Source organism: Mesorhizobium sp. LSHC420B00 (assembly GCF_000503055.1).
GTDB lineage: Bacteria > Pseudomonadota > Alphaproteobacteria > Rhizobiales > Rhizobiaceae > Mesorhizobium.
Genome location: NZ_AYVY01000026.1, coordinates 35,114 through 53,106, shown reverse-complemented (window position 1 = coordinate 53,106; position 17,993 = coordinate 35,114). Strand labels below are relative to the sequence as shown.

Annotated in this window: 17 protein-coding genes and 1 pseudogene; 9 read left to right on the top strand and 9 right to left on the bottom strand. The window is 58.8% G+C overall.

What is annotated here, in order from left to right; genetic code table 11:
- Positions 1-97 precede the first annotated feature (97 nt).
- The 7 genes and pseudogenes from X760_RS66615 to X760_RS77670 all read right to left on the bottom strand — a co-directional run bounded on the left by X760_RS66615 (position 98) and on the right by X760_RS77670 (position 7,931).
- Positions 98-1,710, bottom strand: a pseudogene (locus tag X760_RS66615) (GMC family oxidoreductase N-terminal domain-containing protein).
- A 13-nt stretch (positions 1,711-1,723) separates the two neighbouring features.
- On the bottom strand, positions 1,724-2,422 hold the full coding sequence (locus X760_RS66610) for an SDR family NAD(P)-dependent oxidoreductase (protein ID WP_023721612.1): 699 nt from the start codon (positions 2,420-2,422) through the stop codon (positions 1,724-1,726).
- Complete coding sequence (locus X760_RS66605) at positions 2,419-3,978, bottom strand: aldehyde dehydrogenase family protein (RefSeq protein WP_023721611.1); 1,560 nt, start codon at positions 3,976-3,978, stop codon at positions 2,419-2,421. Before X760_RS66605 ends, X760_RS66610 begins: the two co-directional genes overlap by 4 nt.
- Positions 3,972-4,706, bottom strand: a complete 735-nt coding sequence (locus tag X760_RS66600; RefSeq protein ID WP_023721610.1) for an enoyl-CoA hydratase/isomerase family protein — start codon at positions 4,704-4,706, stop codon at positions 3,972-3,974. Before X760_RS66600 ends, X760_RS66605 begins: the two co-directional genes overlap by 7 nt.
- Positions 4,699-6,312 carry an acyl CoA:acetate/3-ketoacid CoA transferase gene (locus X760_RS66595; RefSeq protein WP_023721609.1) on the bottom strand — a complete coding sequence of 538 codons (1,614 nt, stop codon included), beginning with the start codon at positions 6,310-6,312 and terminating at the stop codon, positions 4,699-4,701. Before X760_RS66595 ends, X760_RS66600 begins: the two co-directional genes overlap by 8 nt.
- Before the next feature lie 153 nt (positions 6,313-6,465).
- Complete coding sequence (locus X760_RS66590; RefSeq protein ID WP_023721608.1) at positions 6,466-7,512, bottom strand: LacI family DNA-binding transcriptional regulator; 1,047 nt, start codon at positions 7,510-7,512, stop codon at positions 6,466-6,468.
- A gap of 263 nt (positions 7,513-7,775) precedes the next feature.
- Positions 7,776-7,931 carry a hypothetical protein gene (locus X760_RS77670; protein WP_210164501.1) on the bottom strand — a complete coding sequence of 52 codons (156 nt, stop codon included), beginning with the start codon at positions 7,929-7,931 and terminating at the stop codon, positions 7,776-7,778.
- Here X760_RS77670 and X760_RS66585 point away from each other — a divergent pair.
- The 6 genes from X760_RS66585 to X760_RS66560 all read left to right on the top strand — a co-directional run bounded on the left by X760_RS66585 (position 7,915) and on the right by X760_RS66560 (position 13,383).
- Complete coding sequence (locus X760_RS66585; protein ID WP_023721607.1) at positions 7,915-9,144, top strand: sugar ABC transporter substrate-binding protein; 1,230 nt, start codon at positions 7,915-7,917, stop codon at positions 9,142-9,144. The two genes, X760_RS77670 and X760_RS66585, sit on opposite strands and share 17 nt — an antisense overlap.
- A 66-nt stretch (positions 9,145-9,210) precedes the next feature.
- Positions 9,211-10,098: a sugar ABC transporter permease gene (locus tag X760_RS66580; RefSeq protein ID WP_031194747.1), complete on the top strand. Its 888-nt coding sequence runs from the start codon at positions 9,211-9,213 to the stop codon at positions 10,096-10,098.
- Positions 10,095-10,928, top strand: a complete 834-nt coding sequence (locus X760_RS66575) for a carbohydrate ABC transporter permease (protein WP_023721605.1) — start codon at positions 10,095-10,097, stop codon at positions 10,926-10,928. Before X760_RS66580 ends, X760_RS66575 begins: the two co-directional genes overlap by 4 nt.
- A gap of 1 nt (position 10,929) precedes the next feature.
- Positions 10,930-11,262: a hypothetical protein gene (locus X760_RS66570; protein ID WP_031194746.1), complete on the top strand. Its 333-nt coding sequence runs from the start codon at positions 10,930-10,932 to the stop codon at positions 11,260-11,262.
- A gap of 2 nt (positions 11,263-11,264) precedes the next feature.
- The gene (locus X760_RS66565; protein ID WP_031194744.1) at positions 11,265-12,329 is read left to right on the top strand and encodes an ABC transporter ATP-binding protein; all 1,065 of its coding nucleotides are present in this window, start codon (positions 11,265-11,267) and stop codon (positions 12,327-12,329) included.
- Positions 12,330-12,399: 70 nt separating this feature from the next.
- A complete protein-coding gene (locus X760_RS66560; RefSeq protein ID WP_023721602.1) occupies positions 12,400-13,383 on the top strand; it encodes a Gfo/Idh/MocA family oxidoreductase in 984 nt (327 codons plus the stop codon).
- Positions 13,384-13,492: 109 nt separating this feature from the next.
- On the opposite strand, the gene X760_RS66555 is transcribed toward X760_RS66560, so the two are convergent.
- On the bottom strand, positions 13,493-14,674 hold the full coding sequence (locus X760_RS66555) for an FAD-dependent oxidoreductase (RefSeq protein ID WP_023721601.1): 1,182 nt from the start codon (positions 14,672-14,674) through the stop codon (positions 13,493-13,495).
- Between the two features lie 13 nt (positions 14,675-14,687).
- Positions 14,688-15,926, bottom strand: coding sequence for an ROK family transcriptional regulator (locus X760_RS66550; protein WP_023721600.1), 1,239 nt, complete (start codon positions 15,924-15,926; stop codon positions 14,688-14,690).
- Positions 15,927-16,265: 339 nt separating this feature from the next.
- Here X760_RS66550 and X760_RS66545 point away from each other — a divergent pair, with 339 nt between their 5' ends.
- The 3 genes from X760_RS66545 to X760_RS66535 are packed head-to-tail and all read left to right on the top strand — an operon-like array spanning position 16,266 to position 17,946.
- The gene (locus X760_RS66545) at positions 16,266-17,276 is read left to right on the top strand and encodes a sterol desaturase family protein (protein WP_023721598.1); all 1,011 of its coding nucleotides are present in this window, start codon (positions 16,266-16,268) and stop codon (positions 17,274-17,276) included.
- A gap of 37 nt (positions 17,277-17,313) precedes the next feature.
- Complete coding sequence (locus tag X760_RS66540; protein ID WP_036245547.1) at positions 17,314-17,628, top strand: MocE family 2Fe-2S type ferredoxin; 315 nt, start codon at positions 17,314-17,316, stop codon at positions 17,626-17,628.
- A 12-nt stretch (positions 17,629-17,640) separates the two neighbouring features.
- On the top strand, positions 17,641-17,946 hold the full coding sequence (locus X760_RS66535; RefSeq protein ID WP_023721596.1) for an antibiotic biosynthesis monooxygenase: 306 nt from the start codon (positions 17,641-17,643) through the stop codon (positions 17,944-17,946).
- Positions 17,947-17,993: the final 47 nt, after the last annotated feature.

Here is a 17,993-nt window from a genome sequence, read left to right as displayed (position 1 = left end):
TGCATGCGCGGGATATCTTGGCCGACGAGAACAGCCGGAAATCGTAACATTCGCCCCATTTCCCTGCTCACTTCGTGGCGGCGGATCATGAGTGCACCTATTGAATGTTGGTGCGTGCGCGGGGGCGCGCGTCGTTGCGTTCATGCTCGAAAAGAGCCGGCGGAAGCGGGGCACGATTGCGTATTATGTCGGATCCCTTCTCGCCCACCATGATCGTCGGAGCATTGGTGTTGCAGGACGGCACCCGCGGCATGACTGAGGAGTCGCAAACGCGTAATCCCTCCAGCCCATGGACCTTGAGATCGAGCCCGACGACGGCCATGGAATCGAAACCCATCTTGCACGTGCCGACCGGGTGGTGATCGGTCTTGGCATTGGCGCACCCGTAAATGAACAAGTCTTCGTCCGTCACGGCCTTTGGTCCAGGCAGGCGCTCGGCCATCACGAAAGGTTCCAGGGCGGCCTGCTGCATGATCTCCCGGGCGATCTTCAGGCCCTCAATCGACATTTTCCGGTCGTGCGGGTCTTCCCAATAGTTGGGGTCGATCAGCGGGGCCGCCGAAGGATCGGCGGAAGAAAGTCTAACCGTGCCGCGAGAGCGCGGGTGCAGATAGGCGGAGTTCAGCGTCACACCGGCGCTCTTCAGCCGCTCGACTCCCGCCTCGATCCCGGAGCCGAGGCCGAGGTGGAACTGGACGTCGGGCGAGCGGGCCTCGGGGTCCGCATACCAAAAACCGCCCGTCTCGAAGAGCGAGGAGNCGCCGTCCAGTGCAGCTTGGCGTAGTTGTCATAGGTGTGGTCGCCGGTGCATTCGCAAATGACGAACAGGTCGAGATGGTCCTGCATGTTCGAGCCAACCCCCGGTAGGTCGTGTTTCACCTGAACTCCGACAGATTTAAGATGATCGATCGGGCCGATGCCCGACTGCAGGAGTAACTTAGGCGACCCTATGGCGCCGGAGGAGACGAGTACTTCGCGTTCCGCCCGGATCGCTTCGATGCCCTTCGCAGTCACGACCTCCACGCCCACGGCGCGGGTGCCTTCCAGCACGATGCGGGCGACGCGAGCGCCGGTGCGGATCGAAAGGTTTCTCCGACCCTTGATCGGCGACAGATAGGCCATTGAGACGGAGGAGCGACGGCGATTGCGTTGCGTAAGCTGGTAGAAGCCGACGCCGGCCTGCTGGCGACCGTTGAAGTCGTGGTTGTAGGGAATGCCGAGTTCCTGGCCGGCGCGGATATACGCGTCGCAGATCGGGAGATTCGAGACTGGCATGGAGACGCCGAGCGGCCCACCATAGGAATGGTAGTCGTCGGCAAAACGCTGGTTGTCCTCAGCGCGCTTAAAATAGGGCAGGATTTCCCGATAGCTCCAGCCTTCGCAGCCGTCGTCTGTAGCCCAGAGATCGTAGTCGGCTGCATTGCCGCGCGTATAGAGCTGTGCATTGATTGAAGAACCTCCGCCGATCACCTTCGCCTGCGTATAGCGCAGCACTTGGCCTTTCATGTGCTTCTGCGGCACGGTTTCCCAGCCCCAACTCGCCACGCCCTTGGTCATCTTGGCGAAGCCCGCCGGCATGTGGAACAGCGGGTTCCAATCTCGGCCGCCAGCCTCCAGCAACAACACGCGCACGGCCGGATCTTCAGAAAGCCGGTTCGCGAGCACGCAGCCGGCAGGCCCGGCTCCGGTGATGATGTAGTCGAAGCCCATTCTGTTGCTCCCTTCAGAGGCGTGGAATTGAAGAGCCCCCGTCGGCTTCGATGATCGTTCCCGTCGCAAAACCCAAATCGCCGGAAGCGAGTGCCGTGCAGATTTTGCCGAGGTCTGCTGCTTCTTCCCCCCGCTCGATGCCGGGCCGCACCTCAAATACTGATACTCCCGTATCCATGATATGAAATGCCACCCCCTGGTAGAATGCCGCCAGCTCGGCCTTGCTGATGCAATAGTCCGCGCGTTCGGGCGAACTTACCTCGGGTGAGACCGACGTGATGTTGATGATGGACCTGGGTACATCCGCCGCGCTCCTCACGAGCATTGCCTTGACCACAGCAAGCGTAAAGAACACCGTTCCCCTTAGGTCCATCGCGATCGTCTTATCGAAGTCCGCCGGCACCAGGTCGAGGAAGTCACCTGGTACGACTGCCATGGAGGCATTGCTAACAAGGCAATCGACACGACCAAATCGCGAAAGGACGCCCGTTACCGTTTCTTCATGTCGGGAAACATCAGCGATATCGGACTGCAGATAGGCGGCTGCCACGCCATAGGATTCTAGTTTTGCGACAGCATCCTGCCCGTTGTCGGGACTCGCGACCCCAGTGATCGCCACATTGTATCCCGCTTTTGCAAAGGCGGTCGCAATTCCGAGATCGATGCCGTGGCTGCCAGTGACGACGGCGACGGGCCGTGTGGTCGTCTTCATTCGGCGAGGTCCCGGTCGGTGCGTTGGCCAGGCCAATTTTCCTGTCGCGGCATCCACCAATTGGTGCGGCCTCCGATGTGCATGTTGAGTGTTTTTGTTTCGGTGTAGTCCTCGACCGCGCGGCGTCCGAGTTCGCGACCGAGCCCGGATTGCTTGTAGCCACCGAACGGGAGCTCGGAGGCGCCATCCATGAAGGTGTTCATCCACACCGTTCCTACCCGCAAGCTGCGCCCGAATGTCAGGCACGTATCGAAATCGCGGCTCCACACACTGGCGGAAAGGCCGTAATCGATGGAATTGGCGATCTCGACGGCTTCCGCCGCCGTTTCAAAGGTGAGAACTGAAAGTACGGGGCCGAAGACCTCCTCACGTGCGATTTCCATATCCGGCATGACCGCCTCGAGGATTGTTGGCGACATAAAATGCCCCATCCCGAGATCGAGTTGATCGCCCCCGTGAACAACCTTCGCGCCGCTATTCTTTGCACTGGCGACGTAGCCCGCGATCTTCTCCAAATGCTGAGGCGTAATGATCGCGCCGACCTGCGTCGCTGGGTCCAGCGGATCGCCAACCTTCACGTATTTCGCAAGCTCTGCAACACGCTTGACCACATCCGACGCGATGCTCTTATGGAGGATTAGCCGCGAGCCGGCGTTGCAGCATTCGCCCGCATTGAAATAAGCGCCGAAGACGGCGGCGTCGATGAAGGAGTCGAGGTCCGCATCCGGGAATACGATCTGCGGATTCTTGCCGCCGAGTTCCAATGACACCTTTTTGAGGGTCTGCGCTGCATTCGTCATGGTGAGCTTTCCGACGCCGGTCGAGCCGGTGAACGAAACCATGTCGACCGCAGGATGGGACGTCATGATCGCGCCGACTTCGGGACCCGTGCCGGTGACGATGTTCACGACGCTGTCCGGAACGCCCGCTTCCTCAAGGATCTCGCCGAGAACGAGCGTCGAACCCGATGTCAGCTCTGAGGGCTTAACGACGCATGTACAGCCGGCGGCCAGCGCAAAGGGCAGTTTCTGGCTTAGGATCAGGAATGGAAAGTTCCACGGCGTTATGATGGACACGACGCCGATCCCCTCGCGCAGAACGACGCCTAGTGTGTTCTGCCCAAGCGAATTGTAGCTCTCGCCGTGCAGGTCGCGGGCAAGCGCAGCGGCATAGCGCCAGATGTCGACAGCGCCGGCGATCTCGCCGCGCACCTGAGTTATTGGCTTGCCGCCCTCGATGCAGTCGAGATAGGCGAGGTCTTCGGCGCGGGCCTCGATGAGATCGGCGGCCTTCAGCAGAACCCGCGAGCGCTGCGACGCCGTCGTGTGCGGCCACCGGCCGTGGTCGAATGCCTTTCGCGCCGAGGCGATGGCGCGCTCGGCATCCATCCTTGTCGCCGCCTGGTAGCGGCTCACGACGATGCCGTGGCTCGGCGCGTTCCGGTCGATCGTCCGGCCTTCTGCGCCGGCCGTCCATCTGCCGTCGATCAGCATCTCGAAGCCGCGCACGGGCGCGTCGGCAAGCGCTGTTGGCCTGATCTCTAACGTCATCACCATTCTCCCTTGAAGACCGCCGCGCGCTTCTGCGAGAAGGCGGCGACGCCTTCCTTGAGATCCCCAGTCTTGGCGGCCAGAATCGAGCCGAGCGCTTCGACCGCCGAACCATTGTCCTCGCCATTCGCGACGGCGATCATTAGCTTCGATATCTCGACGGCCGCCGGTCCCCGCGTCGCGACCCGCGCCGCGTAGGCCTTCGCCTCGATGACGGCAGCGCCGCTGTCCACGACGGCGTCGACCAGTCCGTACTTGAGGGCTTCCTCGGCGGAGAACGTCTCACCTCCCAGGACCATGCGGCGAACTCCCGGTATCATGCCGAGCCCGGTCTCCGGCAGGCCGATGCGGATATTTTGTTCCGCGATGCGGAAGTCGGCTGCGGCCGCGAGTTCCAGGCCGCCGCCGAGCGCGTGGCCGTTGAGTGCGGCGATCACCGGCATGCGCAGGGTCGCCAGACGCTCGAAGACGCGATGGCCGAAGCGGACCCAGGCATGGCCGAACTCGTTCGCCTGCATGGCGCCCCAAGCTTTGATGTCGCCACCGGCGCTGAAGGCTCTGCCTTCGCCGGTAAGCACCACCGCGCGGACATCGATCATCGCCTCGACCTCGTCGCAGATGGCGGCCAATGCCTTCAGCATGTCAATATCGACGGCGTTGAGCTTCTCGGGTCGAGCGATCGTGACGGATGCGACCGCGCCTTCGGCGGCAAGCCTCATGTGCGCGTCAGCCATTACATGCCCCCGCCAAGCTACGGGCCGGCTTCACGGCAAGCGACAGGCCGATCGGCCTGTCGACGAAGAGCGCGCCGTCCATGACTTTTAGGGTGTCGGACACGATCAGCGGGAACTCCGACTGTTCAAGAATGCCGGTGTTGAGATCGATGCCCGGCGCAATTTCAGTCAGCACGACGCCGTCCGGCGTCAGTCTCATCACGCCGCGCTCGGTGACATAGGTGATATCCTGGCGCTGTTCGATGGCTCGCCTGCCCGAAAAGGTGACGTGCTCGACCTCTTTGACGAGCTTCCTAAGCTTGCCCTCCTTCTCTACAACGACCTTGCCGTCCTCGACAGCGAGCTTGGCGCCGGCATTGAACATGCCGGAGAAGACGATCTTCCTCGCCCTTGCCGTAATGTCGACGAAGCCGCCGGCGCCCGCCGTGATATGAGGGCGGAACGAGAGCTTTGACACGTTGACGGAGCCGTCGCGGCCTATCTCTAGGAATGACAGCAGCGAGGCGTCGAAACCTGCCCCTTGGAAATATGTAAACTGGTAGGGCGAGGGCATGAAGGCGTCGGCATTCGCGGCGCAGCCAAAGGCGAAGTCAAGCAGCGGCACGCCCCCGACCGCCCCCTGTTCGATGACCCAAGTGACCGCGCCGTGCAGCCCTTCCTCCAGGAGAATGCGTGGGACATTGGCCGAAATCCCGAAGCCGAGATTGACGGCGCTGCCCGCCTCGAGTTCCTGCGCGACGCGCCGCGCGATTATCTTCTGGATGTTGAACTCCGGCACGCGAAAACTTTCGAGCGGCCGAAAAATCTCACCCGAGATTGCAGGGTCGTAGAGCGTCTGCGTTGTCTGTTTCTGGTCGGGATCGACGACGACGTAGTCGACGAGAATTCCGGGCACTCGCACGTCATGCGGCCTCATCGATCCGTCCTTGGTGATGCGCTTCACCTGGGCGATGACGATGCCGCCATTGTTGTGGGCCGCGAGCGCTTGGTCGAGGCCGCCGAGATAGGCGCCTTCGTGTTCGTAGGTCAAATTGCCGCGCTCGTCCGCCGTCGTGGCACGGATGATCGCTACCTGCGGCGCGATCGCCTCGAAGTAGAGGTACTCCTCACCGTAGAATTGGATTTTGCTCACCACGGGCCGGGCTTCCGCGGCCGCATTCATCGCGCAGCCCTGGCGGTTCGGGTCGGCGAAGGTGTCGAGCCCGATCTTGGTGATAACGCCCGGGCGCTTCGCGGCCGCTTCGCGGTGCATGTCGAAGAGCACTCCGGAAGGGATGTTGTACGCCGCCACGTCGTTGCTTGCGATCATTTGCCAAATGAGGGGCGGCTCGGCGGTGGAAGGACCTGAAGGGTAGGAGCCGCCGATGATGGTCTTCAAGAGGCCTTTTTGGGCTATGTAATCGACGCCGTTGATGCCGCTCATGTCGCCCGCGGCAATCGGGTGGAGCGTGGTCAGGTCGCGCGGATGCCCGGCGGCCTCGAAGCGTTCGCCGATCGCCTTCAGCATCAGGTCCGGGCAACCGAGCCCGCTCGAGGACGAGACCGACACGACAGCGCCATCCGGAATGAGGGCGGCGGCTTGGGCGGGGGTGATGTGCTTGCTCATTGCGGGATGCTCAAAGTCCTGGTTCGACGCGCATATGTCTTGGCGCGCCCAACACTGGAACTGACGACTGATACGACCTGCCTCGGCTTCCCCGCATACCAGTGACCCATTCGCGCGCGATCATGCTCGCACCGATCAATGCCCATCGAACCGTCATCCTAACTTCCCCTCTGGTTTGCTCTGGCCAGTTCCACAACTCTGGCGGACGACCAGCCTGACCGCCGCAATGATGTTCTCCGCATCTGCTTTTCCCGCATTGATCTGCTTCAGAAGGAGGTGTGCGGCGCGCCTGCCCATAGCTTGCGGATCGACCGAGATCGTCGTCAGGGCCGGAACCGCCGTTTTCGCCTCGATAACGTCGTCGAAACCTACCACCGCGAAGTCCCGCCCCGGTTCCATGCGCCGAGCGCGCAATCCATCACACACGCCAAACGCCACCGCGTCATTGAAGCAGACGGCCCCGGTCGGTCGATCGCTGATGGTCATCGCACGTCCGATGGCTTCCACGCCACCTGCTCTCGAGGGAATGGACGGAACAACTAACTCCTCATCGAACTTAAGACCACTTTCGTCCATCGCTTTGCGGTAACCAGACCGTCGCTCGGCAAACACAGCCGTATCTGGAAAGCCTCCCAAAAAAGCGATCCGGCTATGCCCTAGCGACACCAAATGCTTGACCGCCATCGCCACGCCGCCAACGTTATCAGACACAATCGACGACATTCTCGCGCCGGGCAGGCTGCGGACTACCACAACCACCGGGATTCCTGACGCCACGAGCGGCTTGAAGTCTGCTGCATCGGTGGCGCGGGCCGGCGAAACGATAAGCCCCGAAATTCCATGCTCACGCATCGAGGCAACCACCTCTCGCTGCCGGTCGGTATTTTCACTCGTATTTGAGAGGAACTGGACGAAGCCCGCCGACTGGACGACCGTGTCGACCCCTACGGCCAACTCTGCAAAGAAGCTGTTTGTAAGATCGTTCACCACGACACCGATGATGCCCGATCTGGCGCTCGCCTGTCGAAGGTTTGCGGCACCCCGGTTGTAGACATACCCCAACTCGCGCATTGTCGCGTTGACCTTGGAACGCGTCGCTTCCTTCACCAGAGGCGAGCCCTGCAAGACCAACGAAACCGTGGACTTGGAAACGCCTGCGGCTTTGGCGATGTCGATGACAGTCAGTCTCGCCTTTGACATCGCAACCTCGGTCTTCTCAAATTAGGCTTCAAACAATTGGAACGTTCCTAGCTTGTCAAGCGGAATTTTATGTAATGGGAGCGCCTGTCACCCGCCGCTTTTGTCATTGCGCCCCGATGGTGTGCCATAAAGCCCCATATTTGCAGTCCTTTGGGTAGACCTAGCTTGAAGCGGTGCAGATCTGGGCCCGATGGGTGAGGGAAAATAGTTGTTGCAATTTAGAACGTTCCAATTTATTGAGTTAATCCGTGCGATCACGCCGGTCACGCGCGGCGTCCACAAACACCGGAGCGGTGTCGATCCATCGCTTGATCGTAGTCGGTGGAGGAGGTGGTCCATTCGAAGCCGGCACGGCCGGCGGCGAGGATATCAAGCCAAACAAACTGAACAGGGAGTGAATGGATGATACGCAACGTCATGAAGTCGGCCGTCCTCGCAGCGGCCACAGCGATGTTCGCCGCGGGTTCGGCCAACGCGGAGCAGGTCGTGCTAAAATTCTGGGACAACCAGCGGGCCGAATCCGATTTCAATCAGAATCAGCAGAACGCCTTGAAGCGCTTCGAGAAGGAAAACCCCGAAATCAAAGTAGAGCTTACCACAATACCATATTCGGAGTACCAACAGCGCTTGTTGACGGCGGTACAGGGCGGTAATGCGCCTGATGTAGCCACCCTGGATCAAATCTGGATGGGCGCCTTTGCTCAAGCCGGCGCAATTACGGCTCTCGACGACCAAGTCAAGACTTCCGGTCTTACGGGCGACACTTTCTTCAAAGGAGCCTGGGACTCGAACGTTTCTGACGGCAAGCTCTGGGGAATCCCCATCAACGTGGACGTTTGGTCCTTCACTTACTACAACACGGCACTCCTCAAAGAGGCTGGCGTTGATCCTGCCTCGCTAAAGACCTTCGAGGGATTGAAGGCAGCGGCGCCGAAGCTTACGGACAAGTCCAAGGGCCGCTACGGCATTGGCTTGTTCGGCCACAAGGGGGAAGACACGGTCGTCGTTCTCGATACTTTCATCTTCTCCAATGGCGGTAAAGTCTTGGATGAGAAGGGCAAATGCGCGCTCACCAGCCCTGAAGCGGTCGGGGCATTGAGTTACCTGCAGTCACTGGTGCCATATGCGCCGCAGGGCATCATGAACGCCAGTTCCGCAACGATGCGCGAACTTTTTCTAAACGGATCTCTTGCAACGGAGTTCTGGCCCGCGCTGGAGCAGCCGACTCTGCAGAAGTCCAAACTTGACTGGGATTTCGTTGTAGGGAATGCGCCCGAAGGTAAGACGGCGATTGGCACGTATGGTGGGTGGAACCTTGCCATCTTTGAAGCTTCCCAGCACAAGGAAGCCGCTTGGAAACTCATCCAGTTCCTAACCCGCGAAGACGTGAACGGCGATGTTGTCGAACTTGTCCCGGCAAACATGAAGGCCGCAAAAAGCTTTTTGGCGGCAAACCGCAAAGGTGCGGATCTCATCATCCCTCATCTCGAGAATGCCTCACCCCGGCCGTTGTCACCTCGCTATCTCGAAGTCGCCGACATCGAGGTGACTCTAGCGCAGGATGTATTTTCCGGAATGGATCCGCAGAAGGCAGCCGGCAAGGCCTGCACTGCTATCGACGCCCTTAACTAGTCACCAGGACTAAGCCGGGCTCGGGCTTTGCCCCGAGCCCGGCCCTCTCTATCGGGAAATGACACAATGTCCCATCGTGAACGCTGGATGGCCTGGATTTTCGTAGCTCCGGCGCTGCTGCTGGTCGGCGCACTTATGTATTACCCGATGATCGGCACCATAATTGAAAGCCTTTATTCGACCTCGTTCATCAACCCGGTGCCGAAGTTCCAGGGGCTTGCAGCGTATTACAAGATCTTGGCCGATCCGATCTTCGGCCAAGTAGTGTGGAACTCCCTCATTTGGACTGTCTTTGTGGTAGCACTGCAGAATGTGTTCGGCTTGCTGGTCGCACTGCTGCTCAATCAGCAGATGCCTGGCCAGGGACTTATGCGGTCGTTGGTGCTTTTGCCTTGGGTCCTCCCCGGCGTAGTGGCCGCCATCCTTTGGCGATTCATGTATGACCCGCAACTCGGTTTGGTGAACTCGTTACTTATTAGCCTGGGACTGATCGACCACGGTACCGCTTGGCTGGCGGAAACGTCGACAGCCATGGGCTCGATCATTATGGCGGCCGTATGGAAAGGGTTCCCCTTCTCGGCGATCGTCTACTTAGCGGCCCTGCAGACGGTCGACCAAGAGCAGGTCGAGGCCGCCAAGATAGACGGAGCGGGAGCGACTAGGCGCCTGTTTGACGTTGTGCTCCCCGGAATCAAAGACGTGATCGCCATCAATCTCCTCCTTACCACTATCCTCACTTTCAATTACTTCGACATAATCTGGGTGATGACAAACGGTGGCCCACAGAATGCCACAGCCATCTTCCCAACCCAGATCTACGAACTCGGTTTCGGACAATTTCGCTTTGGCGAAGCCGCTGTATATGGCGTTTTTTCAATCTTGGTCCTGGCGCTGCTGATAATGGTCTATTTCGGCGTTTTGTCGCGCGGCCGGCATAGGGGGAAGGCGTCATGAACACCCGTTCCCACAGGAGCCGCCAAGCCGCACTGCTGGCCCTCAACGTCGTATTGGCGCTGATAATCCTGGTGCCCTTCTTTTGGATGGTTTCAGTGTCGTTGAAGCCGGCGGCCGAGCCTTTTTCCATTCCCGCCAGGCTGTGGCCGGAGAACCCGACCTTCGACAACTACATCACTGCATTCCGGCCGGAGTTCCGAACCTATTTTATGAATTCGGTCATCGTTTCACTGTCCACCGTCATCATCACCGTTTCGTTAGCCCTGCTGGCCGCCTATGCATTTACGCGCACCCACGTCCGCCTACTTATCATCGCCATGACGCTGGTGATCGTCACGCAGATGTTCCCGGCCAGCGCCATCATCATCCCGATCTACAAGATGATGAAGGGGGCCAACCTACTCAACACATATACGTCGTTGATCCTCGCCTACGTCACCGTAACCTTGCCGGTGGCGATCTGGATGCTGCGTGGCTTCATGGCCAATTTGCCGCTGACACTCGAAGAAGCGGCGGCGATCGATGGGGCCGGGCCGTTCAGAACGTTTTTCGAGATAATCGTGCCGCTTTGCCGGCCGGGGATAGTCGCCACTGCAGTCTTTGTGCTTATCGTCACCTGGCAGGAGTTCCTCTTTGCGCTCTCCTTTACCTCGACCAAGGAGATGCGCACGCTGCCAGTTGGAGTGAATGACTTTATCGGCCAGTACGGCATCCGCTACGGAGAGCTCATGGCCTCATCCGTGATGATCTCAATGCCCGTGGTCGCTGTCTTCTTCTTTCTGCAACGACAGTTCGTAGCAGGCCTGACGGCCGGCGCGGTGAAGGGCTGACGTGTCGGATATCATGCTCTTGGATATTCCTGAGCCCAGCATCGCGTTGCTGACGTGGGACTGGCTGGAGAAGCTGAACGTAGTGCCCTCTGATCCAGACGTGCATGTGCATATTCTCACCGGTACTGACGTTGGCGCCTTAGCACTTGGCACCGACATCGCCGGCTACATGGGCCGACCTGAGCGGGAGTTCATGGAGTTTCAGTTTGCTCGATGCGGGCTGAACGACCGTCGGAGGCGTTCCCAAAACCGACCATCGCCGTCAACGATTTATCGTGACAAATACTCCACAGCTATGACTGCTGTCCGTAGCATCGTCCACGAAGGGATATGATCTTGGCCTCCGTAACGTTGTCATCCGTATCTAAATTTTGGGGCTCCTTTGTCGCCGTGGAAAAGATCTCGCTCGCCATGGCCGATGGCGAGTTCATCGTGTTGCTCGGGCCCTCTGGCTGTGGCAAGTCCACCACAATGCGCATGATCGCCGGGCTCGACGACCCGAGCGCTGGCGAGATTCGCATAGACGATCGTGTGGTCAACGATTTGCCCCCGGGTAAACGCGACCTCGCCATGGTGTTCCAGAACTATGGCCTCTATCCGCATATGACCGTGGCGGACAATATTGGTTATCCGCTCAAAGTCGCAGGTGTGAACCGTGAGGAACGCGAGCGCCAGGTACGCGCCGCCGCCGAGCGCGTCGAACTCGGCGGGCTTCTAGAGCGCAAACCCGGTCAACTGTCCGGCGGGCAAAGACAGCGCGTGGCGCTCGGTCGTGCCATCGTACGCACGCCCAAACTGTTTTTGATGGACGAACCTCTGTCCAATCTCGACGCCAAGCTGCGCGTCTATATGCGCGCGGAATTGAAGCACCTGCAGCGCGACCTCGGTACCACTACGATCTATGTGACGCACGACCAGGTCGAAGCGATGACGCTGGCTGACCGTGTCGCCGTGATGGCGAACGGCAAACTACAGCAGGTCGGCACACCCCTCGACATCTACAACACGCCGGCAAACGTCTTTGTTGCCGGCTTCCTCGGCAATCCACCCATGAACCTGCTTCCGATAGCAATTGCCGACGGACGGGTGCAGGACTCCGAGTTGACGCTTGCGGCTCCGGCCGGCGTGAACGGCGCGATCACCGTCGGCCAGCGACCCGAAGATATGCGGCTCAGCGAAACAGACGCGGGTAATATGGCCGGCGAGGTTTATACCACCGAACTATTGGGCGACAGCACGCTGGTTACCGTAAAGGTCGGCAAAAACTTGGTCGCCGTGAAGACCGACAAAAATACCAAGGTGCACATGGGAGAAAACGTCGGCATCCGCTTCGATCCGAAACATCTGCATTTCTTCGACACGACCAGCGGCACGCGGGTCGCGTTCGACGCAAGTAGGTGAGGCTAGTCAATATCTCATGCAGCGTGACACCTACAAAGTTGAATTCACAGTCGAGCCTTGAGGTAAGATAATGAACGCCGAATTGCGTTGGGGGATTCTAGCGACCGGCTGGATTGCTGATCTCTTTGTCCAGGATTTGCAGCTTGCCGGTCATCGTGTCTCGGCTGTCGGCTCTCGAACACAGGCAGGAGCCGACAAGTTCGCCAATCGTTTCAGTATTCCCAACGCGCACGCCAGCTACAAGGACCTTTTGTCGGACCCGGAGGTCGATATTATCTATGTGGCTACACCCCATCCGATGCACGCCGACAACGCGCTTAAGGCGCTGACCGCCGGCAAGCACGTGCTTATCGAAAAGCCATTCACGATCAATGCACGGGAAGCGCGCAATGTCGTTGATTTCGCCTCTGCGAAAAACCTGGTCGTGATGGAGGCGATGTGGACGCGCTTCCTTCCTCATATGGTGCGCATCCGGGAGATCATCGCATCAGGAGTGCTTGGAAAGATCTATTCGGTGATCGCCGATCATACTCGTGACCTTCCTGGCGATCCCAATCATCGGCTCAACGCTCTGGAACTCGGCGGAGGCGCCCTGCTTGATCTCGCCATTTACCCCATTTCGTTCGCCTTTGACGTGCTCGGAGAGCCTGAACACATCGTTTCGATGGCTCGGATTAAGGAGACAGGAGTGGACGCTGAGGTAGCAACTATCTTCCAACACGCCGGCGGGGCTTTGTCTACCACCATCTCCAGTCTCGACAACACCGGACCCAATGTTGCATCGATCCTCGGCACCGAGGGGAGAGTTGAGATTGCATCTACCTGGTATTCGCCAACTTCATTTCGCCACATCGACAAGAATGACAGGGTGATAGAAGAGTATTCGTCGTCGGTAGCAGGACGTGGCATGCAATATGAAGCTGCCGAAATGGAGAGGCTTGTGACGGCTGGAAAATTGTCCGGTGAGATCATGCCTGCTAACGAGACCGTGTCGATAATGCAATCACTTGATACGATCAGGGCGCAAATCGGACTGCGCTATCCGAACGAATAGAGCATTTTAGTTGATTTCGGTCGAGAAGTGCTGGAGCGGATGCCGCGACGACGGCCGCGGACCGCACCTTGGCTTGGGCTGGTAGACCTCCGGCGGCTTTATTACTTGATTACTTGAGCAAGCCCTTGATCCTAAAGTCAGGGTCTATCAGCGAACTGGCCGCAACCACAGTTCCGCGCTCGATGAGCTTCTCGAGAACACTCATGTCCCTCGCGACCGTGTTCCCCTGTCCTATTGCGGCGGCCGCTGAGACCCGGGCATCTTGATCGCACTGAAAGACGATGCGGACCCCACCGGAGGCTGCGCGGTGATGTATATCCCGGGTTAGATCGAACTGCCCTGCGACCTGCAGAGTCAGATCGAACTGATCCGACCAAAACCACGGGACTTTCTGGTACTCTCCACTGGCACCGAGCATGGCTGCTGCGGCATGGTCACCCTGGTCCTGTGCGGCCTTCCAGCTTTCAAGTCGCATACGGGCTCCTCGCCACTCGAAATTGCAGCAGTCGCCTGCGGCGAAGATATTGGGTTCGGAGGTTCGGAATGCGCTGTCGACAACAATCCCGTTATCCACGAACAGACCGGCCTTTTCGGCGAGCTCGGTATTAGGGATCGCCCCGACGCCAGCGATAACGGCGTCGAACTCCAGTTCAATCCCGTTGGCCAGCACAATGCGGTTCGTTCCAGCCTCGGTGACGACAGTACCAGTCAGAATCTTGACCCCTGCGGTTTCGTGCCGCGCGTGAACGATTTGGGCGATCGCCCCGGGCACGGCGCGTCCGAGAATGCGCGGTGCGGTCTCGATCACCGTAACCTCGGCACCTGCCTGCCGCGCAGTCGCGGCGAGTTCAAGGCCAATGAATCCGCCACCAATGACCCCGATGCGCGCATTGCTGCTGAACTCCAGCATAATGCGCCGCGCCTGCACATCGGTTCGTAGTGTGAGACAGCCTTCAAGGCCAGGAAACAATCTGGCACGGGCTCCCGTCGCAAGGAGCAACTGATCATACGTCAAGAGCGTGCCATCGGCGAGGTGAATCTCCCGCCTCTCAGGCACCAGAGACTCGACCAGCGCACCACGTCGGAGTTCGATCCCTGCTCCGGGATAGGCATCTTCGGCACGAATGGCCTTGGGATTGGCTAGCATCGTCTTGGATAACGGCGGTCGTTCATATGGCAGAGCTTTCTCTGCAGTCAGCAACGTTACCGACCCTTGAAAACCAAGTTCCCGCAACGTGAATGCGGCGCGGACACCGCATTCTCCGGCGCCGACAATAGCTATCTCTGCCATGCGGTCCTTCACTTCAGCTCTTGAGAACGACTTTGTTGTCTGGCGCAAACTGTTCGTTCAATGGAACCAGAGCAGCGCCAATCGCGCGGGCGTTAAACCCGATCGAGCCCACACGGAACTCAGGAATGATGATGCCCTCCAGATCGTAGCCTGCCACTCGTTCCCGGACGCTCACGATGAGACGATCGAGGAGAGGTCGCAAGAGGACGCCGTCAACAACGACACTATCGGCTTCGATGAAGCTCGTGCCAGAGATGGCCGCAAAAGCAAGTGCATCCGCCGCCAGATCGCACCACTCATCGAAACAGGCAAGTGCCGGTTCATCAAGCTTGGCGACGGATCCACCATCTTCACGGAACGTCTTCATTGGCAATTTGTGCTGCGCCGCAAGGACCTCCAACCGATTGAGGGAGGCGGCTTGACTCAACCGCGCGGGCGCTGGACTCCTATTGTGCGATCCAAGTTTAAGAGGGATTGCACCCACCGCGCCCGCGTTGCCGGTGTGGCCGGTAATTAGATTGCCCTCCAAAACAACACTGCCGCCAATCAAGGTGCTGATGTAAAAGTATACGATTGACCGATTCCGGTTCTCTCTCCGGAAATCAATCTCAGCCAAGCAAGCAGCGTCAGCGTCATTGAGCACCACGGCGCTCAAGCCGGAGGTTTCTTCGACCCTGGCGACCATGTCGGCCTCCCGCCAGCGTGGGGATGCACCGCCAGGATCACCGATGACGGCTATGCCAGACTCGATCGCCGTTGGAGCAGCAATACCTACGCCCACGAGTCTGGATTTCTGGACGCGGCTCAAATCATCCTTCAGGCTGTCGAACGCTGTTCCCATCAGGCCCGAGACGACGTCCGCGTCGAGGGCATCGTAGGCAAAGCTTTTCTTAGCAATCACCCGGCGGTCGAACGATAGAGCCAGCAGATCCAAGGAGCGGCGGCCAATCTTGACCCCGATCGAAATCGCTCCATCCGGTGCAATCTCGATCGGAGTAGAAGGCTGACCAATCCGGCCGCGGATTACGTCCTTCTTCCGCAGGTATCCTTCCTTGAGGAGGCGATTTACGATAATCGTGACCGTTTGCGAGGACAAATGTGTAATGCGCGCGATCTCGGCCTTGGAAAGCGCGCCAGCCTCCTGGATCAGACTAAGGATTAAGCGCTCATTGTAGTGTTTGACACCTATCTGGTTGCCGCCACGGTGCGTCGCGTTGCCTACGAATGCGTTGAAGGTGCTGTCGACTGACATTAGATACAGCTCGCGTTTTCAGGGGCGTTAAGATCGGAAACGCCGGTTATCATGGCGCCCTTCTCGTTACTGCTGGCCGGTCTTGACGTCCAGAACGCCCGCGATGCCATCGCGCCAGTGCCCGCCGCGTCTGATATCCCAATTGAGGCTCCCTTTGAGCGCGTGAATGCGGTCGTAGTGCTTCGTCTTCCACCCGTCAGCTTGCCGTAGGATCGACGGCCGAAATCTGGCATGATTTTTTTTGTAAATCAACCGGATTTAGTTATTGACCATTTGTTGGAATATTGGCATGTTGTAGGCCGATCGGGCCTTTCGGGGCGAGATCGAAAGGAGCATCCGATGGACGATCTTAAGTTTGGAACGCGCAGCAAGCGCGGCGATTGGGCTCCCAACGAGCTGTTGGAGCCGGCGCCAATATGGCTCTTCCCTCCCAATCCAAAGAAGCTTCTGAAGTGGCTTCCATCTTACTTCTTTCCGTACAACCTGCTGTTCATGGTCTCGGCACTCGCCTACTGGCAGCTGGTTGTCCCTGACGCCGCAGTCCTGCAGAACTTTGCATGGGGTTGGTCGCTGAAAATGCTGGCGGTGAACCTCATCCTGGCCTTTCTCTGGTACCAAAGCTGGGAGTTGCCGCTTTACGTTCGCCGTCGGCAGGGGAACCGATTTAAGTACAACCACAAGTTCCCGGCGGATCAGCAATCAAATGTATTTTGGTTCAATAAGCAGACCCTCGACAATATGCTGCGGTCGCTGCTGATCGGTGTACCGATATGGACGTGCCTGCAGGTCTTGATGCTGTGGAGTTCCGCGAATGGATACATACCCTGGCTCAACTTCGCCGAGCACCCTGTGTGGCTCGGGGTCGTGGCTGTCGTGGTGCCAATAATTCACGACTTCCACTTCTATTGCATCCACCGGCTGATCCACGTCCCAGTGCTCTACAAATACGTCCATTCGGTGCACCACAACTCCATAAATCCCAGCCCGTGGTCATCGCTATCGATGCATCCCATTGAGCACTTGCTCTATTTCGGGGTGGTTTTCTGGCACTTCGTTATCCCCTCAAACCCCGTCATTGCACTCTACCAGCTACACTTCGCGGGTTTCGGCGCCGTGCCTGGGCACATCGGTTTCGACACGGTTGAGACCAGCGATGAGCAGGGGTTCGATACCCACGCCTATATGCACTACCTCCACCATAAGTATTTCGAGGTGAATTACGGAGGCGAGGGGCTCGTCCCCGTGGACCGGATGTTCGGCACCTATCACGACGGGTCGAAGGAATCTGACGAACGGATGAAGGCGCGTTTCCGCGCCAAGAAAGAGCGCCTCAAGGACAAATCGGCCTGAACCCGCTCGAACCCTGTTGCCTCAAAATCTAGCGAGAGTGACGATGCCTTGGATTGACGTTTGTGGAGCCGACGACCTGGAAGAGGAAGGCGGCCTACGGTTCGACCATGCAGGTAAGACGTTCGCAATCTTCCGGAATCATCAGGACCAGTATTACTGCACGGACGGGCTTTGTACCCACGAGAATATCCACCTCGCCGACGGGTTGGTGATGGAGAATACGGTGGAATGCCCCAAGCATGCCTCGGTCTTCGACTTCACAACCGGCGAGGTCGAGACGCCTCCCGCCTGCGATAACCTGCGCACCTACGCCGTTAAGGTCGAAGGCGGCCGCGTGATAATCGATGTCTGAGGAGACTATCCGTTGACCGACATCAACGCGAAAGCCGTAATCGCGGAAGTCACGGCTCTTCCGGAGACGGTTGAAAAGGTCCGCGGCTTGCTATGCGACTACGGGCGCATTGTTCGGCAAGAACCTGGGAACCGAGCGTTTGCCTGCCGCCAAGTCGACGGTCGACCAGACAAGTTTGTCGTCTACGAGGTCTACGCGGACCAGGCGGCCTTCGAGACGCACCTTTCCGCACCCGAGAACGCTCGATTGAACGCCAAGCTTGGGACCCTCGTTCAGGGTGCCGGTTCAGTCCTGACCTTCCTGATACCCGTTGAGTAAGCGAGACTCATTAAAGGGAGTCGCATTTCGCGGAGACCCACGATCAT

Coding starts and splice junctions, on each gene's coding strand:
- X760_RS66600 (WP_023721610.1), bottom strand. CDS start 4,706: ATGGCTGACGCGCACATGAGGCTTGCCGCCGAAGGCGCGGTCGCATCC.
- X760_RS66545 (WP_023721598.1), top strand. CDS start 16,266: ATGGACGATCTTAAGTTTGGAACGCGCAGCAAGCGCGGCGATTGGGCT.
- X760_RS66595 (WP_023721609.1), bottom strand. CDS start 6,312: ATGAGCAAGCACATCACCCCCGCCCAAGCCGCCGCCCTCATTCCGGAT.
- X760_RS66555 (WP_023721601.1), bottom strand. CDS start 14,674: ATGGCAGAGATAGCTATTGTCGGCGCCGGAGAATGCGGTGTCCGCGCC.
- X760_RS66580 (WP_031194747.1), top strand. CDS start 9,211: ATGTCCCATCGTGAACGCTGGATGGCCTGGATTTTCGTAGCTCCGGCG.
- X760_RS77670 (WP_210164501.1), bottom strand. CDS start 7,931: ATGACGTTGCGTATCATCCATTCACTCCCTGTTCAGTTTGTTTGGCTT.
- X760_RS66610 (WP_023721612.1), bottom strand. CDS start 2,422: ATGAAGACGACCACACGGCCCGTCGCCGTCGTCACTGGCAGCCACGGC.
- X760_RS66605 (WP_023721611.1), bottom strand. CDS start 3,978: ATGGTGATGACGTTAGAGATCAGGCCAACAGCGCTTGCCGACGCGCCC.
- X760_RS66550 (WP_023721600.1), bottom strand. CDS start 15,926: ATGTCAGTCGACAGCACCTTCAACGCATTCGTAGGCAACGCGACGCAC.
- X760_RS66575 (WP_023721605.1), top strand. CDS start 10,095: ATGAACACCCGTTCCCACAGGAGCCGCCAAGCCGCACTGCTGGCCCTC.
- X760_RS66560 (WP_023721602.1), top strand. CDS start 12,400: ATGAACGCCGAATTGCGTTGGGGGATTCTAGCGACCGGCTGGATTGCT.
- X760_RS66590 (WP_023721608.1), bottom strand. CDS start 7,512: ATGTCAAAGGCGAGACTGACTGTCATCGACATCGCCAAAGCCGCAGGC.
- X760_RS66585 (WP_023721607.1), top strand. CDS start 7,915: ATGATACGCAACGTCATGAAGTCGGCCGTCCTCGCAGCGGCCACAGCG.